The organism is Mucilaginibacter sabulilitoris (genome assembly GCF_034262375.1).
Lineage (GTDB): Bacteria > Bacteroidota > Bacteroidia > Sphingobacteriales > Sphingobacteriaceae > Mucilaginibacter > Mucilaginibacter sabulilitoris.
Genome location: NZ_CP139558.1, coordinates 7,143,277 through 7,169,588 on the forward strand (window position 1 = coordinate 7,143,277; position 26,312 = coordinate 7,169,588).

Consider the following 26,312-nt stretch of genomic DNA (forward strand, 5'->3'; position numbering starts at 1 on the left):
ACTTATACCTCTTAGTTGCTTTTGCGCCTAATTAATTTGTTAAAAAATCGTTTGTATATTTCTATATCAAATATCACAGAATCTGTAGCTGCCTTGTATGACAGGAAAAGACCGATTGGTGTTAATACGATAATGGCCACCCACATACCAAAAAAAGTAGAAACGTTGCCTGCACGCACTGATTTTTCGCCAATGGTTGATATGATATAGTATATCAGGAAAAAGATCACCGAAATTACAACGGGCAAGCCCAAACCGCCTTTACGAATAATGGCGCCAAGCGGCGCACCAATTAAAAACAGCGCTATACAGGCGGCCGAAAGTGTAAACTTTTTTTGTACCTCAGAGGCATATCTTCGTATGGTCATGGAATCGCTGTTATAACGGTCTGTACGGTTTTTTACTACATCCTTAATACTACGCACCTCAGATGAAGCGGTTGAAAGCGCCATAATCTGTTCGGTCAGTTTCATACTTTTTAGTACCCCTCCTTTATCGGCAGGTATAAACCTTTTTATCGCGGCCGATTTTGCCGGAAGCGAGAAATACTTAATATATGGCGTAAGCATTTTATAATTGGTTGATAGGGTACCGTCAACCTGGGTTTGCACTGAATCAATAAAACCCCTTAGTTGCTTCAGGTTCATCATTTGCGAGGCTGATTTAAACTCGTTCTCATCGGTACGTTTAAGTTTAAAACTCGACAGATCAAACTTTTGTTCCGTTTCCTTAAACCTGAACCTCCTTAGTACCTGCCTCGGATTCCATTGAACATTTTCACTTGGCGACTCTTCATATCTTACACCATCTTTTAATTTCAGCACCAGGTACTTATCGCCCATAGTACGGAACATAAGACCTTCACGTGCAATGGTAACGATAGTATTATTACCATCAGAAGACTTTTGATATATCATGATATCATACAGCCGTTGGCCATCGGGATCTTTCCTTTTAACACGTATGGTATAGTCGGGAAAATTCCGGCTAAAAACACCTTCAGGCAGCAAATCAGCCGATTTTTGTTGGCGTGCATCATACAATAGCGAAAAGTATTTGAGGTTGGCTACCGGCAGCATATAATCAGAAAAGAAGAATGCCGATATACTCAGGACTGATACCACTACAATCATAGGATACATGGCCCTGCGTAACGAAATACCCGCGGCCTTGATAGCTACCAGCTCGTAATTTTCGCCGAGGGAGCCGTAGGTCATGATGGTTGACAGTAGTACAGATAATGGCAGCGCCATTGCCACATTGGTAGCCGAGTTATACAGCATTAGCTCTAGAATGGTGTACCAGGCGAAGCCTTTGCCAATCAAATCGTCGATGTATTTAAATAAAAACAACATCAACAACACAAACATTACGATGAAAAGCGTAACCGCAAAAGGCCTTATAAATGATTTAAGCAGTAAAAGATGTATTTTCTTCATCAGCAAAATTTGCATTAACAGCATAAAACTACCTTTTGGGCCTGTTAATTTTCATTAACGCACAAAAGTCATTTCACAATACAAAATTAGCTAAAATTAAGTTCCCTTAAGCACCCAGTACACTAATGAGATACTCGATCTGGTTATCCCATATCAGTTTACGCTCGGCAATAGCGTCTTCGGTTGCAAAATCGGTTATACTCAGGGCTACATCGTTGGTGAGTTCATCCTGCAAAATTTCCATTTCAAAATAAAACTGAGGATCATCATCAACCCATTTAAACCTCACCAGTTTATTCTCTTTTACGGTAAGCAGCTTTGCTTTTTGCGAATCACCATCCCATGTAAAAGTATAAACCTGGTCCTTTATATTCACATCATCGGCAAACCATTGCGCTAATCCATTGGGTTCGTTCAGAAAGGAAAACAATATTCTCGGAGACGATTTTATCTCATACTCAATGGTAAATTTCTTTTTTTCGGACATCGGGGTTTATACTTGTAAGCTGTAAAAGCTGTAAATGTTAACATTTTTTCTAAAGAAAACGAATTTCTGCTATATTTGCAAACCTTTTTAAGGAAGGCCTGCTATTATAAAGGGCCGCTCTTTTAAATTAACCATTGTAAAAGAGCAATATACATATAAAACGGCGGGGTAGCTCAGATGGTTAGAGCGTAGGATTCATAACCCTAAGGTCGGCAGTTCGATCCTGCTCCCCGCTACTTGAAAACCAGCCTGTTACGATTCTCGTAGCAGGCTTTTTCATTTCTTGTTAACGGTTTTGTTAACGGTTTTCTTAGCTGCTCTTGCTTACTTAAAGATACAAAAAGTCTTTCCCCCTGCAACTTATAGTAAATTCAGAGTTGAAATGAGAGTTAATATTGGAAAAAATGAGAGAACGAATTCTATCGGGCTCATAACCCGAAGGTCGTAGGTTCGAGTCCTACTCCCGCTACCTCATAATCAGGTAGTTACAGCAAAATGTAGCTGCCTTTCTTTTTTCTGTTAACGTATTGTTAACGTTTTTTAGCCTTGCCTTTGGCTTGATTAAAGATACCACTAAATATTGGCCTTTCAAAGATTATCAGATGGTTACCCGGTATCGAACATTCGGTATGATTACCCCCCTTTGGGATACGAAGTTTTTGCAAAATGTCCAAGTAATTCAGCGCTAATCTGCGCCTATCGAATGTAGTCATCGAAGGTATCACCACCCTGCCATTCCAATCCCTGCGCGATACAGAAATATTTTTCCACTCTGTCGCTCTTTTCCAGCAAAATAGGTAAGCGTCCAAAATATTCTCTCGGAACGTTCTATTGAATCGTTTGATGTAATCATTCTACATAGGCTTTCCTGGCCTGTGTACTGGACTTTTATACCTTGCTTTTGCACCAATCCTTGAATATCACCGGCCTTTTGATGGTTATCTGCAACGAGTATGGAGATGATAGCTTTAAAAATTGAACCAGCCTTTAGTTTAACATGGACCTCTCCCGTTTGGTCACCCTGGCATTCGTGCTATAGTTTTAATTCGCTCCAGCCTTGCCTGTAGGTGCGGCGGATATATTGATTAGCTGGTTCAAAGTTCGTTACTTTCATATTTTCACCATCCCATTTCAAACCGGTGTATCTGCCGCTAAATTTATAGCTTTCCATACTACCATAAACAGGATCGTTACGTTTTATTTTTTCGCGCAGGTTAAAAGTACGCAACAGCAGATTACCCATTAACACTGTTTCAGTAAGCGGGCCGGCATATCCTGCAAAAGGCGAGTCAACTTCCATTTTACCGTAGCCTGCTATGCTGGCATCAACCCATTGCCACCAATGGCCATCCATACCGCCGGGCACACGCGGATATTTTTCGGGGATATGCACATCTTTATTTAAAGATAGCGGCAATAACCTGGGGTGGCTTCCACCCCATCCGCAGGATACCTTGCCTTTTGTACCAATGAATAGTGTGCAGCCTTCAAAATCATTTTCGCCCGGAAAATCACCCAGCGCTTCGTTCATATTTACATCCGGATCAAGCTCCGCAAGCCGTTCAGGAGTTATCCCTCCGTCCATCCAGTAAAGGTCAAGGTCTTTTCCGCTTTGCTGTTTAAATTTAAATTTGATGGAACTTGATACCGGCCCGCTTTCCGGGTAAATACCTTCCTTAAAAATGCCGCTGTAAACAGTGCTGGCACTCCCTGATACTTCAGTAGGATAACCCAAACCCAGCAGTTTAAACGGTGGCCCCATGATGTGGCAGCCCATATCGCCAAGAGCGCCGGTACCAAACGCCCACCAACCTCGCCAGTTAAAAGGTACCAGGTTATCAATATAATTGGTTTGCTGCGCGGTACCCAGCCATAAGTCCCACTTTAACTCTTTGGGTATTGGCGGACTTGTTTTAGGCCAGGAAATACCCTGTGGCCACACAGGTCTGTCTGTCCAACAGTATACTTTTTCGATTTCACCAATAAGCCCGGCTTCAAACCACTCACGCATGGTACGCATACCGTCGCATGATGCACCCTGATCGCCCATTTGGGTAACTACCTGGTATTTTTTAGAGGCCTCGGTTAGTATGCGTGCTTCATAAATATCATGCGTTAATGGTTTTTGTAAGTATAAATGCTTTTTGAGCTGCATCGCGCTAAGGCCCACCAATGCATGGTTATGATCAGGAATAGCTACGGTAACAGCATCGAAGTTTTTACTTTCCTTGTCAAACAGTTCGCGCCAGTCGGGATAAAAGGGAGCTTTCGGAAACTCCTTGCGGCGCGGTGCCGCCTGTCTCTCATCAACATCACATAAAAAAGCTACTACTGCATTTTTTTTAGGAGCTGTTGCGTAATGATGAATATCGTTTTCGGCCTCCCCACCACAGCCAATGGCCGCTATGTATAACTTATCACTCGGAGCTGTATAACCTTTACCACCTAACACATAGCGCGGTACGATGTAAAATCCAGCGGTGGCTATGGCCGCTTTCTTTATAAAATCAGCACGACTTATACCATTAGTTGCTGTTGCATTATCCGTTTTTTTCATAACATTTATTTACGAAGTGGTTTAACAGCAACTTCTTTAAAAAATACGATATCATCATCGCCATGGTTCTGTAAGCCTATATAACCCTCATTTGGTCTGATGCCGCGGTATGGCTCAAAATCAAATTTTCGCTTGGGTGTTGGGTCGCCCTCTTTGTAGTCGGTAACTTTTTGTCCGTTTACATAAACAATGGTACGGGGTCCATCGAGTGTTATATCCATGGTGTTCCACTGCGGCCCTGGTTTGCCGGGCTTTGCCAGTGGCTTGGTAAGCGAATATAATGTACCGGTAACATGATAATCATCCTCCTTCGAGGTTTCAGGATGATTATCGATCTGTACCTCATAACCATAAAATACCGGCATCCATTCTTCCCGCGGCTCAAGCGGTATACGGATGAATACGCCTGCATTGCTGTTAGATTTTTGCATTCGGTAAACGACACGTATAGTGCAGTTACTGAATTTTTCTTTTGTCCAATATAATAAGCCCATGCCGCCATGGCTGCCGGTTACACCATCCTTAACATACCGGTTGCCTTTGCCAACCTGCTTCCATCCGTTAAGATCCTTACCGTTAAAGAGCTGTCGCCAGCCGTCTTTATCCTGAGCATTTACATGGGAGCTTGCACATAAAAAAACTAACAAGAAATTCAGTACCAGCCGTTTTTGAATGAGGTGTTTAATATTTGTCATAAGAAATAAGATGGTTTATAATCGTCACACTAATGTACCTATATTTTTGTTAACGAGTCAACCATCATCAATTGATAATCTCAATCGAACTGGTCTGATAAATTCTGACCAAACGCATAAAACGCCTGCAAATCAAAAAATTTGATATTCGTAAGTTCGTTTTTCGACAACCAGATAGTGTTTTTTTGACTATATTAATACTTGACTAACTCCGATCAGTATGTTCATCTCAAAAGCAAAAAATGATGTGATCCGGCGGCATTACATCACGGGCGAACCTAACATCAAATACCTTTTTTGTAAAAATCTTTGTTTTTGATATCAAAAACAAAGATTTTTATTGCTTTGGCGACGGGTTCGCGGGGGCACCACGACGACTTACCTCAATTAACATGTATTTTTTTGTCCAAAAGACTACCGAAAACTGAGTAAAAGGTGAACAAAAAGGTGAGCAAATTCGTTATTTGACATATGCTCACCTTTTTAGATGTAAATTGCTAAAAACAGACAAATGTGTCATTAAACTACTCCTCCCAGACATTCTCCCATGGCAGCCCCCTCTCTTGTCTAGCCAAATCGACCACCTCTTGTATGAAATCAGTTTTCAGACGCGTATATCCCTCTATGGACAAATCTTGATTTCCTATTAATTCCTCTTTAAGTTTTCCATAACGGATAATTAAATCATGGTGGCTTTTAAGGTAATCCAAGAATAAAAATTCATTTCGGCTATAAAACGATTCGGAATAAGGCAGAATATGCAGATTGTGAGTCCAGATACCATTTGTATGTTTTGCAAAAAGAAGACGACCTGGCATACCTGTAGCGACGAAGGAATAATCCGGCTTTAACAAGAAAGATTCATAATAGGAAACAGCTTTCACAACTGGTACCGCTATAAAAATGTCAATTATCGGCTTCGCCCATTGACCTGGAATCGCAGTGCTCCCAACATGTTCAATGGCAACGGCTTCAAACGGGTAGTTTTTTATTATTTCCTGCTCAGCCAAAAAGCATAGCCTCCAGTCGGGATTATATTCAACTATTTCGAAACGATCTTGCATGTATTTTCAATTCGGATTTATAATTAAAGAATCGCTTTGACAATACATTATGGTATTTTGTTACTTCCAAAACCTATTATTTTGACAAGATACTATCAAGTAAAAGCAGTATGGGGTTCGCTATAACCGATAGATTGCAAGTTTATTTTTGAAATGTTTAGCTTTATCATTAGATCAAATTGTTAATCTATGTCTGATAAAAACGACCATATGGTATCCAATTCGTAGGCTTTATCCAGTGCAGGGTCATTCCGTAAAATATGCTCGAAATCACTGTCGGAGCTGACATGAAGCAGGATATAAATAACGTCGCCGCCTACGAACCGTATTTTCTCAGGTTATCTTCGTATGATGACTCTAAGCGTAAAGCCGGCTGGCCGTAAAGCCCAACTGTATATTGGAGATAGCCCTGGTATAATGGTTTCATCCCGGCAAGATTCTGCAGACATTATCACATAAGGCTTCGACACTTTGGGATTCCGATCACAAGCGTTTTATACGCAAAACCTGATCCTTATCAAAAGTAGGAACAGTGATTTCGGCACTGTCATTAGCCGACTTCACGATTTTTCGCTGTGTAATTTCTCCGTTAGAGGGATCTATCCATTTTATTAAATATTTTCCGCGCGGTAGAGAGCAGTTCCAAATTTTCGGATATCCCCCTTTTGATTTCACGCAGTACATCATATAATCTTTTCCTTTGATGCCAAGGCCGTATAAATCAATCCCGCTAATTTTATAGGTAGTGTCGAGCGGCGTTGCTTTTATAAAACTATAATCAGCCATAGCTTTTTGCAATACCTCCAGTTGATCCCATACATCTGTACCTATCCTTTTCCGGCCTGAAGTGTTCAGTCCCATTCCTGTCATATCATCATTGGCGAATGACCAGTCAAGGTTATTATAAACAGCACCACCCGCCATCATGAAAGCCCATGCCTCTTTTCTTTTTTCTGCGGTATTTAATCCTTCGTTCGTTTCGTCGAAAGAGATCGGTTTATTTAAGGAAAGGTTGTCGGTAACCGTTTTAGGCGGATAGGCATAGTGAAAATTCAAGATCGAAACGACATTGTCCATATTTTCTACCTTCATGTAAGTATTCGCAAAATTCTGCGCGATCAGGTGCTTTTTGGGTAGCTTTTGCTCCGTTTGCGTAATTCTAACGGCAATAGCATGCTGCCATTTATAAATTTCAGGGGTAACCTGTTGTTCGTGCACAGATGGATCAACTTCCGGAATGCCTTTTAACCAGTAAGGCTCGTTACATATCTCATAATATACATTATCAAACGGATTCAATTCATCAACAATCTTACTCACCATAGTCAGTTGGTATGCGGCAAGTTTTTTATAAGAAGAAAGATACACCTGATTGTATGGGACATCTTCTGTCTGGTTAACATTATTTTGTTGATTAAGCGGCGAATTCATCCAGTTGGACGGTGAGTAGTTGGCCGAAAAGAGTACAATTTCAACTACAATTCCCCTTGACGATGCCTCCCTACAAAAATCTCTCAATCGTAAAAAATATTGAGCATCCCATCGATCCAGATCAAACTTATTGCCACTGTTTATATATCCCTGGACATTACTTCGCGCCCATGGCGCTATTAACTTGCCGGGACGTACCGATAACGTGTTCTGCTCTTCTTCCCAATTCAATTTTCGCGCAGAGTCGGGCGCATCCTGGTAGTAATTACTTTCCAGATAAGACCCTGTAAATATCCGGGTTAAATTAAAATGATGCTGCTGCAATACATCAAAGTACTTTTTGTATTCAGGTGTTGAATTGATAACTGCGCCATAATGTTCTGCAGAAGTAATGAGCACAGTAGGTTTTCCATTGTAAAAAAAATAATGCGGATTATCCCGGCACAGTGATATGGGTTGCGCGCCGGCAGCAAAATAAAAGCATAATACAACCTGGACAATCAGACTTTTTTTCATAAAGCTACTATTCAAAAAAATTAACATTTTCGGATTCAATCACCAATCAATTTGTTTTAAGGCGATTTCAGCAGGGAGAAAATCCGGGGTAAGCTTCAATGCCGAATTAAATTCATCACGTGCTTTGGTAGAGTTACCCAAGCCGGCATAGCCCAATCCTGCAATATAATGCGATGCTGCCTCGTGTTCATGCGGGGACCTGCGCTCATCTGCCTGTTGATTTTCCGCCAAAGCACGCTCAGTTTGACTTGCCTGTGATGTACCGAATGTCACCAACTCGTTGAAAGTGGATCGGTCATCCCTATTCCCCAGTTTGTGTTTGGCCAGTGCCTGATAATAATGCTCTTCTTCTTTCGCTAACATACTGCTACGCCGATAGGCGCTACCTCCTGCCCCCTTTGCGAGTATATCCGTTGATTCGATTTTATTCCATTCATCTTTTGCTTTTGCTTTTTCTCCAGCTGCTTCATATGCACAACCCATCCAATAAATGATCTGGGTATTATGTAAATCATGCCGTTGTTCAGCACGGCGGCTTTCCGGCGGATTAAGTGCTGATTGAAAATCTTCAATAGCTTCTTTATACTTTTTTTCGCGAAATAGTTGCAGGCCACGCACCAAACCAGCATCGGCCCAGGCTTGCCCGGTATTAAAAATACTGCCGCCCTCCCATATACTGAATGTCCGGGCCTTAAGTAAACTAATCGCCTCGGCGGGCTTGCCCGAGAAAGTCTTCAGGTTGATCAGGCTGCCTAACGCCTCATCATTCCGTGTTATCACCTTCTCATTTTTCTCAAGCACCGCTAAACGCTTTTGCACCGAAGTACCGGCAGCCTGGTATAACCGGTCAAGTTCGGCAAAATGAGTAGGATAAGGATCGGGGAATGATGTTGCTTTTTCAAGCTCAGCTATCGCTTCTTTCTGTGATCCGGTCATTGTTTGGTGTGAATGCGCCATAGCAAGGTTTCTCCAGGTGATGGCGAAGCCGGGATCAGCCTCAGTTGAACGTTTCCATAATTCAACAGCTTCCTCAGGCTGCCAGTCATATAGCAGATTACCTAAATAATACATCGCATGCGCGTCTTTTGGGTTAACTGTAATAGCCCTTTTCAATACTGTAATTAACTCTGATTGAAATGGAAAAACGTATTCCTGTGATTGCAACATCGCCTGGCGGCGGTATTCTCCGGCTTTGCCTTTATCGCCCGTTATTTCGGCAAAATGTCCCAGGTAATAGTACACCAATGGTGAAATAGCTGCTTTATTGGGCGAGTTGGCGATCATTTCTGTTAGCACTTTAGTACCGTCGCCCCAAAGTCCGGCGTTATTGTATTCGGCTGCAATTTCCTGTGCGGTTGCCGGATTTTCATTCAATGTATTAAAAAGCGTTGCTGCATCTTTGGCGCTGTTGTTGGCTAACCATTTTTCAGTCATAATTCGGGCATCCAGCGGGTCGGTCTTTTCTTTTGCGAAAGCAAGCAGTTTTTCAGCTTCTTCCGGTTTGTTAAGATGACGCAGCAATGCGGCCTTAAGCTCATAAGCCCGCACGTTCAGTGCATTAGCATCAACAGATTGGCTAACCAGGTCTAACGCCTGCTCATAATTTCCTTTTAAAGAGGCGATCTCGGCTAAAGAAAAATATGCCGGGGATTTCCATTGCTGGCTCCAGGCGGCTTTGTAAAGTGCAGTAAATGCTTCATTATTTTTACCCTGTGCTTTTAATGCCACCCCAAGGTAATACCAGGGCTCACAATCTTTTGCATCGGTGTACTGGAAAGTAAGGCGATCAATTGCTTTATTAAAATATTTTTCGGCAGTTTCAAACCTGGCTTTCCTTAAATTCAATATGCCCATACCGATATTGGCCTTTACCTCTCCGGGATCACGACGAAGCACCTCTTCCCAATAAGTGTCAGGGTCAAGTGTTGGGTTATGAAACTGATCGATACGCTGACCTGCGAGAAACAGTTCTTCGTTATTTTTTATATCTTCGGGTTTAACCGGTAATTTAACACCGGCAGGTTGTTCGGTTGGCTTAATTTGCACGGGTGAATATGCTATCAATTCATGCCCCCCGGCTGTAATAGCAGCACGTAAACCTTGCTCGTCAACAGCAGCCGGTAATAACACCTGTTTGAAATAAGGTTTACCGGGATCTATAGCTATCTCTTCCTCGCTGATCACCTTATCGCCTGCCTTCAAACTTACCCTTGCGTTTTTATATGCCTTGGTTGTATAAAAGCCAAAACCTGCTTTACCGTCTTTTACTTCGAGGTTGACGGCGGCATCGAGGTTAGAATTCTTCACGCCGTCAATCCCACGAAACGGATACCAGTTGATTATAAATGAACGCTCTTCAAAAGGCTGCAGCCAGGAATAATCGGGCTGGTTATCTGAATAGGCTCCTACCATGATCTCCAAATACGGACCATCATCATCAGTAAGTATCTTATCCCACATATTGCCAGTGCCCCATGTAAAGAATTTCTTTCCCGGTACAATATGGTGATTGGCAATGGTCATTGTTCCGGCATTCACACCGTGATCGTATCCTGCCACAAAATCTTCTTTATGGTTCACCGCAAACCATGAAGCCGAACTGGTATTGTTTTTATACCAGCTCATATCCTTGCCATTCACCACAGGCCATTTATAAAATTCGCGTTTGCTATGCCCGGTAGCCCATTCGGTACTTGGCGGAAATATTACCTGGTAGTTTTCATTGGTATGCACAGCCACGTTGGCAAAACAAAGCATCGTATTTTCGAATGGCGTCCTGTTAATTATCCTGACTGAGCATTCCAGTACTGAGCTCCCGGGGCGCAGGGTATAACCTACTGCCCAGCGCATCCGCTGCCTTACTTCCAGTTCACCTACCCAAACGGTTTTGCTGCCGTCGGCATTTTCCTCTTTGCTCCATTGCACCGGCATAAAGGTGCTTGCACGGTGATGATGGGGAATATTCCATTCTATACCCCCAGATATCCACGAACCGATCAAACCTATAAGTGCAGGTTTGATCACATGCTGATCGTAAACAAAATTGTAGTTGTTGGTTTTGTCGAGCGCCGAAAATATCCTCCCTCCAATCTCTGGTAATATCCCGATTTTCACATATTCATTTTCAAGATACACTAAATGATAGCTTTTATCGCTTTTTTTATTTGTCAGGTTATCATAAAGCGGATAAGGATAGATGCGTCCCTCGGCACCCTGCGATACCTTTCCGAAAAAAAACATAGGATTTGGGTCCGGCGGCCCGGATAAATAAGTGGGAATTACCTGGTCAGTCTCGCTGATCTTAACCGTTGATTGGGCCGTCAGCACCTGTGATGAGAAGAAAAGAATGATGCCCGTTAGAACGGGGATCAAAACTTTTGATCCGGAAATTGTTTTGTCATTCATTTTGAGTAGATGTATTATTTAATTAGCTGAATAAATGAGCGCTAATAAGAGTACCGGTTTTTACACCGGCACACCCATCAACTAATCAGGCAATCTCAAACCTGAAACATTTTTGAACTTTATTGATATACCCGTACGTAATCGATCACATATTGCTGCGGGAAGATGCTATCATCTATCTGACCGCCCCAGTCGCCACCTAATGCCAGGTTAAGCAACAGGTATTGTTTATGCCTGAAACCATTGTGCTTTCCTTTGCCCGCATCATCAACATTAAAAGTTTGGTAAAGCGTATTATCCAGGTATATCCTGATCAGCTTTTTATCCCATTCCAGTGTATAAATATGAAATTCGCTTGATAAGGCGGCCGATTCCATATGCTTACTATTGCTGCCATGCTTTTGTGTCGACGGATCCAGATAATGCATTGTGGCATATATGTTACGGGGCTCAAAGCCCACGTTTTCCATAATATCTATTTCCCCACACTCCGGCCATCCTATTTTTGAAATGTTGTCGCCCAGCATCCAGATAGCCGGCCATACCCCTTTACCCGCAGGTAATTTTGCCCGCACTTTTATCTTTCCGTATTTCCATGAAGCTTTGCCTTGTGTATTGATTGATGCCGAAGTATAATCAGCTACAGAATCCTCCGTTTCCCAGTTCTTACTACCCGATTTGTAAACGGCGTTATGGTAACGTTCTTTAATACCGGTGATATACAAAAAGCCGTCTTTTACTACTGCATTTTCCTTGCGCTCTTTGGTGTAGTATTCTTTTTCGTGATTACGTACAAAGCCTTCTTCATAGTTCCATTTTGACCCGTCAGGCAATCCAGAGTAGTTGAACTCATCGCTCCATACTAGTTTCCAGTGTTTAATTGTTGTATCAGCATTACAGAAGCCGGGTACACTGGCATTTGCAACAACTACAAATAATAAAACCGGGGCTAATAAGAATATCTTTTTCATGCCTTATTTTGATTTGTTGTTCCACGCAGCGGGGTTAAGAAAAACTTTTTTATAAGCTGACCGGGCAAGTTCACTGTTCGCTTTGATTACTACTATTGCCCTACCCCCAGGATCATCTTTTATCCCCGGGAGTTTATGGCCATTATATATTTTCCATCCTGCAAAGGAGACATGTTTTACTGCCGTTACATATCCAGGAGTCGTTACCGATACCGCGGGCATGCCATCGCCATCCCGGTCGTCGCCATTCACAACATCCAATTTTAGCGGCACAAGAAATTGTTTGGCTTCGTTATCCGGGAAATTTTCCCGTATCCAGGATTTGGACACACCCGGAAAAAGCAGCGGGTCAACCGGGAACTGTACCAATCTTAACCGGCTAAGCGCGATATATGCAGCCCAGGGGTCAACCCAGCCATTATAATCGCTCATACTATCGTAGCGACCGCCTGTCCAGGCCAGCACCATTTTATCAGCAATGGACTGATCCAACAGGTAAGCATCTACAGCTATGGTAAGCGGACCACCCATACAGATCACCAATGGTTTAGACGAAGTGGCTTTTCGTGCTGCCTCAAGTACGGCTTGTGTACCCGGCGAGTTAAGTGGCTTGGTATCTTCTATTTTACCCGATGCTGGCTCTTCAAGGTTTCCTATCGGTCCGGCAACCGCTTCGGGAATGTGACGAAACCCGCTTCTTCTACCTATTTCTACTATCCTTGTGCGGTCGCTGACACATTTTTTAAAGGTATTAATAGCAAGCCCTGGCACAAATGGCGCTACTGCCGATGTGGTGGTGATGCCTTGATATTTTATTGCTCCCAAACTGGCCGTGGCCATCAGATACCAGTCTACCTCATCATTTGCGTAATCATTATCATACATTATAGGGTTGGTATGATCATAAGGCAGTAGGTTATTCCTTTTTGTAGCTGTGGTACCGTTAAAATTCACAAAACCACAGATTATCACAATGATAGCCAAACAAAGTAATTTGCTGAACAATAGCCGTCGTCGCATTATTGTTGATCTCATTTTCATAATTTTCACCCGGTATTTTATATCTTATAATTTTTAGCAGGGTCATCCAGCACCAGCACCCAATCGCGGTTATAGCCAGTTGATGGTGGGGTGAATTTTCTTTTTGCATTTGCGATGATACCGATCTCTGTCACCTTGCCTGTACGCGGGTCAAACCAATAAGCGTTCAGCTTTATGGCTTTTATACTCGCTGGAATCACGGTAAATGGCCGGCCGGACGCAGTGTAAACAAAAATGTAATCCTTGCCCCTGGTAGCCTGAACACGGTCGGCCGGAAAGTAATTATTTTCGACTATCAATGACTGATCCGGCACACGATCGGTTATCGGGTGCGATTCCATCAATTGCCTTACAAATTTCATCTGCTCGGCGCCGGGTAGTTTAAGTGCATCATACCAGAAATAATGCGCACCGTTGATTGACTCGTGTTTCGGCGAATACATCTGCCAAACATCATGGCAGCCGTAAGTATGCCCGAAAGCCCCCGCAAACAGGTCGAGATAAGCATAGCTTCTGACATCGTAAGCGTTTGTAATGCCCTGATTGTGCACATCAAAACATACCGGGTGATCTTCATAAATAGGCTCAGCGTCAATCTCCGGCTTTATGGGTAAGGCCTTGTAAGCAGCCGACATCTTATCATAAATAGGTTCATCCCGGCAATGACCGTTCTGGAATACATTAAAGCTAAACCATGGTTCGTTTCTGAACCATTCAGCCGAACCTAAGTTATTCGGCTTTGCATGGTAACTGATCACGGCTTTACCATCGGTCGCCTTCATGATAGCCGTGCCCATGGCATGCCAGTAGGGAATATCTTTGGGTTCCGGGAAATTATCGCCGCCCAATATCCATATAACATTCGTGCGGTTCTTATACCGGGTGCCTATCCATGCTCCGTATTCGGCGGCATTCGTTTCGTTGTATTTTTGCGGTCCGGAAGCCCAGGTTGGGAATAGTGCTACGTTAAGGTGGTATTCCTCAGCCTTATCGATCACATAATCCACCATCTCAAAATACTTTTCATTTGGTGTAGACGGGTCATCGTTAATAAGCGGCTTTTCACCGTAAACATTGGTTGAAAGCGTGCTGTGCAAACCAGAAGCCACAGCCTGTATCACTGTAAACCCTTGTTCGCTACGCGTTTTTAAATAAGTATCTGCTTCTTCTCTGGTCAGTCTTGCAAAAAGCACCCAGGCAGTGTCACCCATCCAAAAAAATGGCTTGCCATCCTTTAATAAATAATGTTTATCAGCGCTTACGCTAAACTGTGCATTTGCCTGCCTGCATAATAGTATCGCAACTATTAAAAATAGAATCTTTCTCATTTTTTTATCAAGCCTATAGTTATTTCATTGCTTCCAACCGGGCATTTTATCAAGAGTCAGCACATTTGGTGCTGTATGAATAGCTTTTATTTGCTCTATCGTATTGCATTTAAATTCCTGGTCAGACCATGCCATGAAGAAAGTCCATTTAGGCTGAGCATATAATTTTTCAGCGCTCGGGAATACCTCGCATTCGCCTATAGCCATGGGCTTACCGTCACAGGCTTGTTGCATGATTTTATATTTTTCGTCAGTAAAACCGGAATGGTCATAAACATCTAAGGCGGCTACATCCCAGTATTGCGGGGCAGGCTTGTAGCGTTTGGCGTCGTCAGCAAGGGTACTCAAATCCTGAATATCCCAAACCCATATTAAGTTGGTTAGTTTCTTTTTGTTAACCATATAGTCGTGCAACATTTGATAAAGTTTTATTGTACCATCCGGGCCGGGACGACCAGCCCACCAAAATGCGTTTATGTTCATTTCATGCATGGGCCGCCAAAGTACTTCTACGTTTTTATCTTTTAATTGGCGCAGGTAATAGCAAACTTCGTCTATCCGCGCTTTCCATATTTTGTTTAGTTCGCTGCCATCAGTGGTTAATTGCTTCCACTGTTCGTCGCTCAATTTGCTCAATACACCATGGCCATTGTCCCAGCCACAAGGCTCTTCGCTGGCGGGATTACAGGCATGCCACATGATATTTATAACTGCGCCTTTTTTCCACTCCCGCACAGCTTCATTTATCATTATTTGCCGATTATCAATATTCTCCCGCTGAAATAAAAAATCGCCGCTCCATAAAGCCGGAAAATGCCCGGTAATAGAATCAACTCTATTTGTCCGCCGTACAGGTTCGGCATTGGGTTCGTTATTGTGTATGCCAGACAAGGTTTGCTTTCCTGATATGCTATTAAAAAAATTAACAACCTGGTATTTTGATTTGCTTTGCGCCCCGGCACTTGCTGAAAGCGTAAATAAGAATATAAAAGTATATGCCTTTTTCATGTGTATCGGTAAAGATTATTTGTTTTACGTACTCGTCAACTGTAAAACCTATTCTGCTCCCATGTTTTTGTAGTTTTTAGCTGCATCATCCAATACCAGTACCCAATCATGCCCGTAACCGGTTGATGGCGGCGTAAACTTTCTTCGGGCGTTGGCTACCAAACCTATCACGGTAGTTTTACCATTGCGCGGATCATACCAGTAAGCATTTAGTTTACTACCCGTTATTTTTGAAGCATTAACAGTAAACGGCTTGCCTGCGGCTGTATAAACAAATATGTAATCTTTACCGCGTGTAGCCTGTATACGCTCTGCAGGTGTGTTATTATTTTCAACAATCACCGATTGATCGGGAACACGGTCAAGCATGGGGTGCGATTCCATCAGCCGCTTTACCAATTTCATTTGATTGGCACCGGGAAGCTGCAAAGCTTCGGACCAATAAATATGGGGGCCATTGACCGGTTCATGTTTTGCCGAATACATTTGCCATACATCATGGCAACCATAAGTATGACCAAATGCACCCGAAAATAAGTCGAGATAAGCGTACTTCCTTACATCATAAGCGCTGGACGTACCTAAATCCTGCACGTTAAAACATACCGGGTGATCCTCATAAATAGGTTCCGCATCAATTTCGGGTTTTAGCGGCATGGCAGAATAGCCCGCCTGCATCTTATTATAAATAGCTTCGTTACGACAGTGCCCGTTTTGAAAAGCGTTAAAACTAAACCAGCTTTCTTTGCGAAACCATTCGGCCGACCCTAACTTGTTTGGCTGACAATGGTAAGTGATCAAGGCTTTATTAGCTGTTTCCTTCATTATTGCATTACCCATAGCCCGCCATACAGCAATATCATTTTGGTCTCTCGGATTACGATCTCCGCCTAATATCCAAATGATATTTTTCCTTTTCTTATATCTCTTTGCCAGCCATGATGCATAAACCGCAGCGTTCTTTTCATTAAATACTTCTGGACCGGTGCCCCAGCTGTTTTTAAAAATTTTATCGCCCCAGGTGGGCAGCATGGCAATGTTTATATGATACTGCGCTGCTTTGTCAACAATAAAATCTACCTGCTCAAAATACTTTTCATTTGGTTTAGCAGGATCATCACCAATCAATGGCTTTTCTCCATATGCATTTGGCGTATGCAAGCCATCCAGCTCTGCTAATACAACAGCCTGTACAACGGTAAAACCCTGGCTGGCCCGGATTTTTAAATAGGTGTCTGCCTCTTCCTTGTTTAAGCGGGCAAAAAGTTCCCAGGCTGTATCGCCAAGCCAAAAGAATGGCTTATCATCTTTTAATATATAATGTTGGTTAGGGCTTACACTAAATTGCGCCATAACGTTTTGCGCAGCCAAAAGTGTTAATATGAATAGTATATACCTCCGCATAGCTTTAGGTTACAAACGGATTAATTAGAAAACTACCGCCTGCCCCGTTAAGCAGGCGGTAGTTAACAGATAAAAGTTATTACAAATTAGGGTTAACAGAAGTTTCCGAGAATGGAAGCGGGAATGTATAATCCGATTTTGCTATTGCCCCAATGGGTTTAAGGTCATCAGAATCCTTGCTGGCATTTGCCTGCTCAACCATTTCAAGACGTACAAGATCAAACCAACGGGTACGTTCGGCAGCAAACTCCCACGCCCGTTCCTGCACAACTGCTGCTGCAAAATCAGGCCCTGATAGTCCGCTTAAAGGGGTTAACCCCGCCCTACTCCTGATAGCGTTGATGCAGCTATAGGCTAATGCGTCGGGCGCACCGGTAGCTCTTGCTTCGGCCTCGGCATAAACGGTTAGCACATAGGCATAACGCATCATTGATTCGGGAACTGAAGAAACGTAGTTACCAACATCTCCTTTTATATAATATTTGTGATAATAAGGGTGCTTGGTTTGGCTTTGCTGCCATGGGATAGTTGTGCCGTTTGATAACTTAAATGTAGTGCGGAATGTAGCATCCTTTCTTGGCCCGGCAGGGAAATTTTTAAAGAAATTTATTTCTGAAAAAAAGTCATCCCATCCACCTTCTTCACCAGGCATCGCCGACCAACCATAATTACAATTTGTTGTTGAGCCTACACCCATAAAAGTAGATATCTGGAAAACTGTTTCTACTGTACCATTTTTTGTCGGATCATTTTCCCAAACCTGATCATATGAAGGCAGTAAATCAAACCCGTATAAGGCTTTATTATCAATTACCTTTTTAGCTTCTGCTGCTGCCATTGCATACTTATCAGTTTGCTTTAATGGCCAGCCGGCCTCGGTTAGATAAACATCGGCAAGGTAAGCCTCAGCGGTACCTTTGTTTGGCCGTCCGGGATCGCGTTTGGTGTTCGGCAGTAATCCGTCGGCGGCTGTGAGGTCGGCTTCAATCAGCTTATAAACATCTGCTGCAGATGACCTTTTAACTGTAAGCATAGCATCAGTAAAAACGGGGTCGGTTATTAAAGGGATACTGCCATATAAACGTATAAGCCAGTAATAAGACAATGCCCGGACGAAATAAGCTTCGCCGGCAATAGCGTTAATTGTTGTAGCATCGCCTACAGTGGTTTTATAGTTAGTTATAATATTATTGGCACCCTGTATCGCTTTATAACATCCATTATATAGCGCTTGTGTACGCTGGTTAGTTGCCGATACTGCAAACTGATCAAATTCGCGTAAATCAGCTTTGTTACTGGCATGGTGCGTTGTTACGTCATCGCCGCCCATTGTAGCAGCAATTGCAGTAGCATGTATAAAGCCGGTACTGAATGTATTTTCCCAGCCTGCATAAGCACCAGTAAGCGCGGCTTCAAGGCCTTGCTGAGATTTTAACGCATCTGCACCCAGCAGAGCGCCTCTGACTTCTTCATTTAAATATTTTTTACAACTGCTCGCGGTTATAAAAAAGGCAGCCATAGAGAGTATGAGTAGCTTTTTCATTTTTTATAAATTAATATTTTAATATGATAAGTTAACGCCTAATGTGTACACTCTTGAATTTGGATAGGCGCCATAATCAATTCCCTGGGCTGTATCAGTACCCGACCCTATGTTATTTGCTTCCGGATCAAGCCCCTTATATTTGGTAATGGTTGCAAGGTTAGTGCCGCTTACAAATACCTTAATAGCCCCGCGGTTGTTAACTACCTTAGGAAAGGTATAAGCCAGGCTTAGGTTTTTAAGACGTACGTAGCTGCCGTTTTCAATAAACCTGCTTGATTGCGTAATTACAACGTTTGTGCTGCTAAAAGCCGGTATATTTGAAGTTTGATTTTCACCCGGTATATAACGGTCTTTTATTTCCGATAAAATATATTGCCTTGCGTCACCGCTGCCTGATAATGCTACCGCGCGGGTATAGTTCAGCTTATCAACCCCTAATACTCCCTGGAAGAAAACATTTAGCGTAAAGCCCTTGTAAGTGAAAGTATTGTTCCAGCCCGCGGTAGTGGTTGGTATGCCTTTTCCAATAATGGTAAAGTCATCAGCGTTGATCTGCCCGTCGTTATTCAGATCCGCATACCTTGAATCGCCAGGTTTTTCATTGTATTTGGCAGCCTCCTGAGCATCTGCTGGTTTCCAGGTCCCTAAATACTTCAATCCCCAGTATGATCCAAGAGAATAGCCCGGCTGAAGCACAAATTCATTTGTTGTAGACATTCCTCCACCTACTCCTGTACCTGTCAAAATTCTTGGAGCTACACCTCCAAGACTTGCCACTTTATTTTTAACTACCGCTACGTTAAAGTTACTTGTCCAGCTAAACCCGGTGGTTTTAAGCAGGTTGGCTGTAAGTGTAATTTCAAAACCTTTGTTTTGTACTTCACCAACATTCTTTGTTTCAGTTCCACCGCCCACATAAGCCGGCAGTGCCTGATTCAATAACAGGTCCGTCGTGTTCTTTACAAAGTAATCACCTTCTAATGTTACACGGCCATCCAATACACCCATTTCAAGCCCAACATCGGTTTGCTTGGTAGTTTCCCATTTAAGGTGAGTGTTACCAGGGTTACCAAGCTGAATACCATAAAGTACGCCTGCATTGTTGAATGCAGCCGGGGTTCCGGTGTTGTAAGTTGAGAGCGTAGCATACGGACCAATTGCCTGGCTGCCTGTCATACCCCAGCTGGCCCGGAGTTTCAGATTGCTAAACACATTCATGCCCTTTATAAAGTCCTCTTCAGCCAGGTTATATCCCGCGCCAACAGAAGGGAAAGTGCTGTATTTATTTCCATCGGCAAACTTTGATGACCCATCACGCCTTACGGCAAAAGACAACAGGTATTTATCTTTATAAGAGTAGTTTACACGCCCAAGGTACGAAAGCAATGAGGATTTGGAATATCCCGCGCCTACCGCATAGGAGTTAGCAAGCGATAGATTATAATAACCCAGATCCGGGAAAAACAAGGTATTACCTGCGGCAGAAAAATCGTTTTGTACGTATTTCTGAGTCTCAAATACCACCACTGCGCTAATGTTATGATATTTATTAAAAGTGCGGTTATAGTTAAGGGAGCTTGTACTTTGTAAAGTTACCTGGTCGCTGGTGCTCCTGTTGGCAAAAGGGTTACCCCGGGTAAGGTAAATCCCACCCCAGGAAGCGTCCTGTACACCGGTATAATTAACGCCGTATTGTAAATCAATGGCTAAGCCTTTAATTGGCAGCTTATAATTTGCACCACCTATAACATTGGCAATATTTCTGTTATCATCATTATTTAAATCATATAACAGGGCCAATGGATTTATTGCCACAGAACCTGTTGGATCCTGAGAGGTGTAATGACCAGTAGCGTCATAGGCTGGTGTGGTAGGTGCCCATGATAAAGCCTCAACCAGTGCATTGCCTGTACCGCTTTGCAAGCCAATGTTGTGATTCTCGATTCGTGAACCGGTAAAGTTTAAACGCAAAGAAAAATCATCAGTTGGCTTTGAGCTTACATTTGAACGGATGGTGTACTTTTTAAAGCCGGTATTATTAATCACGCCGTCCTGGTCCAGATAGTTAGCTGATATAAGGTAGGTGGTTTTCTCTCCTCCGCCCGATAAAGTTAACTGATGCTGCTGGCCGGTAGCTCTGCGGAATACCAGATTCTGCCAATCGGTACCCTTGTTGTTACGAAATTGATCTACCTGGTCCTGGGTAAAAATAGGTGATGTGCCTAAAGCTACAGAACGTTCATTTGCTGTAGTGGCATAGTCAAACGCGTTAAGCACATCCCACCTTTTAACCACTTCAGAACGGGAACCCTGTGCCTCATATGATATCTTAAAACCAGAGCCCGAGCCTTTTTTAGTAGTAACAATAATAACACCATTTGCGCCCCTGCTACCATAAATTGCGGTAGATGCGGCGTCCTTAAGCACCTGTATCGACTCTATATCGTTAGGGTTAAGAATAGAAAAATCAGCACCTACAAAACCATCTATTACATACAATGGATCGTTATTACCCAGTACTGAATTGGAACCCCTGACCCGGATCCTTACATTGGCACCGGGGGCACCACTGGCGTTGGTTACCTGCACACCGGCTGCGCGGCCGGACAGCACCTGATCAACCCTGGTAACCGGCTGTTGGGCGAAGTCTTTGGTTGATACTGATGTAAGTGCCCCGGTAAGGTCGGATTTTCGTTGAGTACCATATCCTATTACTACTACTTCGTTAAGAGATTTACTTGATTCCTCCAGCTTAACATTTATAGCGGTGTTATTACCAATAGCTACTTCCTGGCTTATATAACCAACAAAGCTAAAAACAAGCGTACCCGTTTGATCCGGAACGTTTAATGAATATTTTCCATTCGCATCCGTTACCGTCCCTAAAGTTGTACCCTTAAGGGCTACGTTTACCCCAGGCATCGGCGCCCCTGTGTTATCTGTTACCCGTCCTGATATGGTAACAGCAGCATTTATGGGGGATGCCTGTTCCTTGCCGGGTATGTTTATTTCTTTTTTCCGGCTAAGGTTTGAAGCCAGAATTTGTGCATTACCTTTTGGTGTTATAAAACCATATAACAAAAGGCATAAACACATGGTTAATTGTAGTTTTCTCATAATTTAAATTCATTAAAGATTTTAATTGGGTTAGAGATTATTGAGCTTTTCACAAAGGCGTTTTTTTTGCCTTAAGGATGTCTGCATCAGGCTGCACTTTTAACACAAATAACTCCCCTGCACCCTATTGTGGTGTTTGAATTACCTGTAGTGTTTGTAAGATTGCTTGCTAAAAACAGACCTAAGTTTGACGCTTTATGCGTTTAATTATCTAAAGCATGAGGTTGGTTATGTAGAGTACTTATACCCCGGCGACCTAATTCCCAAGCACGAATTTGAATGTATAAATTTGTCATACAGTTAGTTAGTTTGGTTAATAAATTGGTTTTTCTGATAATTACAATTGGTATCCGGCTATCATCATTATACATCCATATTAATTACGGTTAATGTGCATGTACATGGCATTATAGTTGGAATAATCTAAATTAATGCATCTGTATCTGCTTAGCATCCTTTATATTGGTTATTGTAGACGCTATTTTTGCATTAATGTTCCGTTTTGCCCGACAATGTCAAACCCATAGATAATTTGCCTTTACTATTAAATATAATTTTGACAGTTATTCTTTATTTCCATAAATTTAGACCTATATAAACCATTTTTTTCAAACCCAAATAGCTATAAACATGCCCCAAGCACAACGTATAGCTCAGAAGCCCCATTTATTAAAAATCATCCCATCGCTGGGCAACTCGATTATTATAAAAGGTGATGAGATCGTATGGAATAATCCCTGGCATTTTCATCCGGAGATAGAATTGCTTTATTGCATTAAAGCCCGAGGAACAAATTTTATAGGCAACAACATAAGCGCCATTGAAGAGGGCGAAATATTATTATTTGGCAAAAATTTACCGCATACGCGACAACGCGATAAGGAGTTTTACCGGCAATATCCTAATGAATCTATACAAACTATTGTCGTGCAGTTTAAAGAGTGTTTCCTAGGGCAGGATTTTTTTCAGGTAAAGGAATTTAGCCATATCAAACAGTTGCTGGACAAGGCTCAACAGGGTATAAAACTAACCGGCAGTCTCAAGGACGAGATCAGTGAAAAGCTTGTGCACCTTACCAAATTAAGCGAAACCTCGGCTATACTGGAGTTATTGTCTATTTTGAATATAATTGCGCATTCTGAAGAATACATATTTCTTAACCCTTTAAGCTATCTGAAAGAGGTTAATGACAAGGATTCAAGAAAGATAAATACTATATATTCTTATACTGCACAGCATTTTAAGGATGCTGTATCTCTACCGGTGGTTGCTGATTTGATTAACCTCACCCCTTCGGCCTTTTGCCGTTATTTTAAAACCCGCACACGTAAAAGCTATTTTGATTATTTATCGGAGGTTAGAATTTCATACGCATGTGAACTGCTAATGGAAAACAATCTTGATATCAGCGAGATCTGTTTTTCAAGTGGATTTAATAGTCTGTCCAATTTTCATAAACTATTCAAAAGGATAGTGAAATCGACGCCAAGCGAATACCGGGAAAAGGGGAATAAAAAGGTTTCCGGTGCGCTGACTGTAAAACGATAGCACATTTTAATCAATTCAATTCAACAGCAATTGTTTTGATCTGGTGCGGTCTCAATTTTATGCTTTTTCCATCAAACATTAAGGCTGTTTGCTCCGCATTGGTATAATTCCAGAGCAGCAGTAATCCATCTTTAAACAGCATACTGTCAACCGCCAATGGATCAGAAGATCCAGTATTAATTATAGCTGATGAATTATTTAACACATTTTTCAATGCAAAATAAACCGGGAATGGTTCATTACTATCTGATATGACACCCTGGTTTCCAAGTGTTTTAAAATAGGTGATGCTATCCGCCTGTGCAACTGTCAGGCTTTTAATGCTGCCTAAAGTAAAAACTGAACAGAAACTTTTATTTTGTCTTGAATCATTACGTTCATTATCAGACCGTGTTATCAAAGCAGGGTCACTAGCATAAGGATTAAATCTTTTTTTCAATGTGACAGGCGAGATGTATACAGATATATTTTCACCATAAATATGTTTTGCAGTTTTAACGGTATCAGCCTGTGCGGCAATGTTTTCAATCAACGACAGATCATCAGACGCATGTTCCTGCGGATGAATAGCATAACCTATAAATTCAGCACCACTGGTATTAAACCTGCACCGGTTGATCTCTTTAAAATTATAATCTGTACCAACGCCTACCGGCACATCTGGAAATTGCTCTTTTATTACCCAGCTATGATCTATTAATTGCTTACTGGTTACCAGCTCATTTTTTGATAGCAAAAGAATTGATTTTACATCGGCTTTCAACTGATGGCAAAGCGCTGTAAAAACGTTTATTTCTCCTAAAAAATTTTCGCTCAATTGAAGCGTCACCTGTAAAGGCAATTGCAGTATTCCTGCATTTTCAGTATCACTAAAAAACTGTGCTGTCCAATGTTCACGGGATAAGTCAACAGTTATTGCGTAGTGTTTAAGCTTTAGGTCGCGGAGTAATGCTCCGGCCTTTGCTGATATTTGATTAGCTACTTCGGCAGCGGCGATACCTATTTTGGGTAACTCAAGTATCTGACCGGTCATCGTAATTTCTATTAAATTGCTTTTACCAACAGGTAAAACGGGCAGGTCATCAACAGCGGAAAAAACGATTTTTTGATGAATCCTTTCACCATGCATAACTTTAACAGGAACAGGCAAATCATGCGGGGTGCAAAAAGTTTTAAATGAAGCATCTGTCCAGTTACGCTGATCTTCGGTCTCAAAAATATCTCCTTCAAAACCCAGGTTGTACCAACTGTTATTCTTTTGCCATTTTAAACTTGCTATTTGCCTAAACGGGTCATCATTCGCAATAGGCTCCGGGAAACTGGTTTGTGTTACTGTTTTATCAGGGTGGGTAATTTCGACCTGCTGGCCCCGGTAATCACCGATCGGGTGTAAAACACAAAAACCCAGCCTGTTCTTTAAGAATTCAACCCGTGCATATCCCTCTATTTCAAAAGTAATTTCGCCGTTTTCGCTGCCGTTAATCATTACCTGCCAGCAAAAAATGTCGGTACCCTTTTGTTGATGACAGCAATCATAACTGATAAAAAAACTGTTTTGCCTGGATCGGATTATCTCATTTTTTATAATAACATCCATAGTTCCCCAATTCTCATCGCGAAGGGCAAAATAGATCATCCTCAGTATTTCTGTTTTATCATAACTGATATAACGCAAAAAGCCTTTTTCATATAGTAAAGTAAATGTCCCGGCCCGAAGCTGCATAATATCCGGATAGTATTAGTGATTTATAAATTGATCAACGTTCTCTTTTGTAATTTTCAACAGCCCAGTGTTAACCGAATATGGTATATCTGTTATCCCGGCTTTGGCATCGTTGCCTGATAGTTTGTTAGTTTTATGTGCCATATCATATAAAAACTGGGCGCCATACCAGGTAAAAAGTTCACGTTTTTGTCCTGCAAGCATCTGGATAACGCCTTGTTTCACCAGTGCCAGGTGCTCTGGTTCCCAATCTACGCAGGTAATTTTGATTTTTCCAGCCCTGCCTGCCTCTTTTACCGCTAAAGCGATACCAGGACCCGAATTAGAATCAAAACCCGCGAAAGCAGCGATATCAGGATGCGCAGATAATAAGTCGGAAGTTATTTTTGCTGCCTCTTCTACATTAGCTTTATCATCAAATTTACCAACCACCTCAATTCCGGGATACTTTTTAAATACATCGAGAAGGCCCTTAAAGCCCGCTTCCATATTATTCAGGCCCAATATTCCCATATAGGCTACTTTGCCTCTTCCATTGATCAGGCTGGCAATTTCTTCACCCTGCATTTTACCTATTTCGTACCAATCAGTTCCTAAAAAAGCGTTCCGCTTTGAATCAGGAATGTCTGAATCATAAACTACTGTTGGAATACCCGCAGCTACAGCCTTATTGATAGCCCCAGCTATTGCCGGATCAGTACCGTTAATAAGCAGGCCCGATGGTTTTGAGCCGATCACTTCTTCTATAGTATTGATCTGTTCTGAAACATCCCAATCGGCCGGACCTAAAACAGACACTTTCACTCCCCTTGCCTTCCCCCATTTTAAAAACGCCGCCTGATCGTGATGTACATACATTGGCATAGTCACGGCGGTTGTCACCATTACATATTCTTCGTTCTTTATCGCTTCATCCTTTGTGCCCTCATTAACTGATGGCGTGGCTGTTTCAGTATTCTTTGACGGCAATTCGCAAGAATATACCATCAGCATGAAAGAGCATACAACAAATAGAAACGGTTTCCTTAGCAT

The 26,312-nt window shown here is 42.2% G+C and carries 17 protein-coding genes and 1 tRNA gene; 2 read left to right on the forward strand and 16 right to left on the reverse strand.

Features of this window, described 5'->3' with window-relative positions; all coding sequences use genetic code 11:
* Nucleotides 1–11 precede the first annotated feature (11 nt).
* Both SNE25_RS30135 and SNE25_RS30140 read right to left on the reverse strand, forming a co-directional pair.
* On the reverse strand, nucleotides 12–1,439 hold the full coding sequence (locus SNE25_RS30135) for an LptF/LptG family permease (protein WP_321562715.1): 1,428 nt from the start codon (nucleotides 1,437–1,439) through the stop codon (nucleotides 12–14).
* A 106-nt stretch (nucleotides 1,440–1,545) separates the two neighbouring features.
* Entirely contained in the window at nucleotides 1,546–1,926 is a 381-nt protein-coding gene (locus SNE25_RS30140) for an START-like domain-containing protein (protein WP_321562716.1), read from the reverse strand.
* A gap of 162 nt (nucleotides 1,927–2,088) precedes the next feature.
* On the opposite strand from SNE25_RS30140, the gene SNE25_RS30145 reads away from it, so the two are divergent.
* Nucleotides 2,089–2,162 (forward strand) — tRNA-Met (locus SNE25_RS30145).
* Between the two features lie 797 nt (nucleotides 2,163–2,959).
* Here the strand turns inward: SNE25_RS30145 and SNE25_RS30150 are convergent.
* The 12 genes from SNE25_RS30150 to SNE25_RS30205 form a co-directional block, all read right to left on the reverse strand.
* A complete protein-coding gene (locus tag SNE25_RS30150; protein WP_321562717.1) occupies nucleotides 2,960–4,483 on the reverse strand; it encodes a Gfo/Idh/MocA family protein in 1,524 nt (507 codons plus the stop codon).
* A 5-nt stretch (nucleotides 4,484–4,488) separates the two neighbouring features.
* Complete coding sequence (locus tag SNE25_RS30155; protein ID WP_321562718.1) at nucleotides 4,489–5,178, reverse strand: 3-keto-disaccharide hydrolase; 690 nt, start codon at nucleotides 5,176–5,178, stop codon at nucleotides 4,489–4,491.
* A 524-nt stretch (nucleotides 5,179–5,702) separates the two neighbouring features.
* A complete protein-coding gene (locus SNE25_RS30160) occupies nucleotides 5,703–6,242 on the reverse strand; it encodes a GrpB family protein (RefSeq protein ID WP_321562719.1) in 540 nt (179 codons plus the stop codon).
* 483 nt (nucleotides 6,243–6,725) lie between these two features.
* A complete protein-coding gene (locus SNE25_RS30165; protein ID WP_321562720.1) occupies nucleotides 6,726–8,189 on the reverse strand; it encodes a hypothetical protein in 1,464 nt (487 codons plus the stop codon).
* 39 nt (nucleotides 8,190–8,228) lie between these two features.
* Nucleotides 8,229–11,594, reverse strand: a complete 3,366-nt coding sequence (locus SNE25_RS30170) for a DUF5107 domain-containing protein (RefSeq protein ID WP_321562721.1) — start codon at nucleotides 11,592–11,594, stop codon at nucleotides 8,229–8,231.
* A gap of 119 nt (nucleotides 11,595–11,713) precedes the next feature.
* Nucleotides 11,714–12,565, reverse strand: a complete 852-nt coding sequence (locus tag SNE25_RS30175) for a glycoside hydrolase family 16 protein (protein ID WP_321562722.1) — start codon at nucleotides 12,563–12,565, stop codon at nucleotides 11,714–11,716.
* 3 nt (nucleotides 12,566–12,568) lie between these two features.
* The gene (locus SNE25_RS30180) at nucleotides 12,569–13,600 is read right to left on the reverse strand and encodes a nucleoside hydrolase (protein ID WP_321562723.1); all 1,032 of its coding nucleotides are present in this window, start codon (nucleotides 13,598–13,600) and stop codon (nucleotides 12,569–12,571) included.
* 23 nt (nucleotides 13,601–13,623) lie between these two features.
* Nucleotides 13,624–14,934, reverse strand: a complete 1,311-nt coding sequence (locus SNE25_RS30185) for a glycoside hydrolase family 140 protein (protein ID WP_321562724.1) — start codon at nucleotides 14,932–14,934, stop codon at nucleotides 13,624–13,626.
* Nucleotides 14,935–14,958: 24 nt separating this feature from the next.
* On the reverse strand, nucleotides 14,959–15,942 hold the full coding sequence (locus tag SNE25_RS30190) for a glycoside hydrolase family 26 protein (RefSeq protein WP_321562725.1): 984 nt from the start codon (nucleotides 15,940–15,942) through the stop codon (nucleotides 14,959–14,961).
* Between the two features lie 48 nt (nucleotides 15,943–15,990).
* Nucleotides 15,991–17,346, reverse strand: a complete 1,356-nt coding sequence (locus SNE25_RS30195; protein ID WP_321562726.1) for a glycoside hydrolase family 140 protein — start codon at nucleotides 17,344–17,346, stop codon at nucleotides 15,991–15,993.
* Between the two features lie 79 nt (nucleotides 17,347–17,425).
* Entirely contained in the window at nucleotides 17,426–18,889 is a 1,464-nt protein-coding gene (locus tag SNE25_RS30200; protein ID WP_321562727.1) for a RagB/SusD family nutrient uptake outer membrane protein, read from the reverse strand.
* A gap of 18 nt (nucleotides 18,890–18,907) precedes the next feature.
* On the reverse strand, nucleotides 18,908–22,009 hold the full coding sequence (locus SNE25_RS30205; RefSeq protein WP_321562728.1) for a SusC/RagA family TonB-linked outer membrane protein: 3,102 nt from the start codon (nucleotides 22,007–22,009) through the stop codon (nucleotides 18,908–18,910).
* A gap of 630 nt (nucleotides 22,010–22,639) precedes the next feature.
* On the opposite strand from SNE25_RS30205, the gene SNE25_RS30210 reads away from it, so the two are divergent.
* Nucleotides 22,640–23,557, forward strand: a complete 918-nt coding sequence (locus SNE25_RS30210) for an AraC family transcriptional regulator (protein ID WP_321562729.1) — start codon at nucleotides 22,640–22,642, stop codon at nucleotides 23,555–23,557.
* A gap of 10 nt (nucleotides 23,558–23,567) precedes the next feature.
* On the opposite strand, the gene SNE25_RS30215 is transcribed toward SNE25_RS30210, so the two are convergent.
* Both SNE25_RS30215 and SNE25_RS30220 read right to left on the reverse strand, forming a co-directional pair.
* On the reverse strand, nucleotides 23,568–25,280 hold the full coding sequence (locus tag SNE25_RS30215) for a hypothetical protein (RefSeq protein WP_321562730.1): 1,713 nt from the start codon (nucleotides 25,278–25,280) through the stop codon (nucleotides 23,568–23,570).
* Nucleotides 25,281–25,295: 15 nt separating this feature from the next.
* A complete protein-coding gene (locus SNE25_RS30220; RefSeq protein WP_321562731.1) occupies nucleotides 25,296–26,312 on the reverse strand; it encodes a substrate-binding domain-containing protein in 1,017 nt (338 codons plus the stop codon).

What these genes read in the sequence shown, in the direction of transcription:
- SNE25_RS30205 (WP_321562728.1), bottom strand. Translation starts at nt 22,009, where the DNA reads ATGAGAAAACTACAATTAACCATGTGTTTATGCCTTTTGTTATATGGT.
- SNE25_RS30190 (WP_321562725.1), bottom strand. Translation starts at nt 15,942, where the DNA reads ATGAAAAAGGCATATACTTTTATATTCTTATTTACGCTTTCAGCAAGT.
- SNE25_RS30210 (WP_321562729.1), top strand. Translation starts at nt 22,640, where the DNA reads ATGCCCCAAGCACAACGTATAGCTCAGAAGCCCCATTTATTAAAAATC.
- SNE25_RS30200 (WP_321562727.1), bottom strand. Translation starts at nt 18,889, where the DNA reads ATGAAAAAGCTACTCATACTCTCTATGGCTGCCTTTTTTATAACCGCG.
- SNE25_RS30180 (WP_321562723.1), bottom strand. Translation starts at nt 13,600, where the DNA reads ATGAGATCAACAATAATGCGACGACGGCTATTGTTCAGCAAATTACTT.
- SNE25_RS30195 (WP_321562726.1), bottom strand. Translation starts at nt 17,346, where the DNA reads ATGCGGAGGTATATACTATTCATATTAACACTTTTGGCTGCGCAAAAC.
- SNE25_RS30215 (WP_321562730.1), bottom strand. Translation starts at nt 25,280, where the DNA reads ATGCAGCTTCGGGCCGGGACATTTACTTTACTATATGAAAAAGGCTTT.
- SNE25_RS30135 (WP_321562715.1), bottom strand. Translation starts at nt 1,439, where the DNA reads ATGAAGAAAATACATCTTTTACTGCTTAAATCATTTATAAGGCCTTTT.
- SNE25_RS30165 (WP_321562720.1), bottom strand. Translation starts at nt 8,189, where the DNA reads ATGAAAAAAAGTCTGATTGTCCAGGTTGTATTATGCTTTTATTTTGCT.
- SNE25_RS30155 (WP_321562718.1), bottom strand. Translation starts at nt 5,178, where the DNA reads ATGACAAATATTAAACACCTCATTCAAAAACGGCTGGTACTGAATTTC.
- SNE25_RS30220 (WP_321562731.1), bottom strand. Translation starts at nt 26,312, where the DNA reads ATGCTAAGGAAACCGTTTCTATTTGTTGTATGCTCTTTCATGCTGATG.
- SNE25_RS30140 (WP_321562716.1), bottom strand. Translation starts at nt 1,926, where the DNA reads ATGTCCGAAAAAAAGAAATTTACCATTGAGTATGAGATAAAATCGTCT.
- SNE25_RS30170 (WP_321562721.1), bottom strand. Translation starts at nt 11,594, where the DNA reads ATGAATGACAAAACAATTTCCGGATCAAAAGTTTTGATCCCCGTTCTA.
- SNE25_RS30150 (WP_321562717.1), bottom strand. Translation starts at nt 4,483, where the DNA reads ATGAAAAAAACGGATAATGCAACAGCAACTAATGGTATAAGTCGTGCT.
- SNE25_RS30160 (WP_321562719.1), bottom strand. Translation starts at nt 6,242, where the DNA reads ATGCAAGATCGTTTCGAAATAGTTGAATATAATCCCGACTGGAGGCTA.
- SNE25_RS30185 (WP_321562724.1), bottom strand. Translation starts at nt 14,934, where the DNA reads ATGAGAAAGATTCTATTTTTAATAGTTGCGATACTATTATGCAGGCAG.
- SNE25_RS30175 (WP_321562722.1), bottom strand. Translation starts at nt 12,565, where the DNA reads ATGAAAAAGATATTCTTATTAGCCCCGGTTTTATTATTTGTAGTTGTT.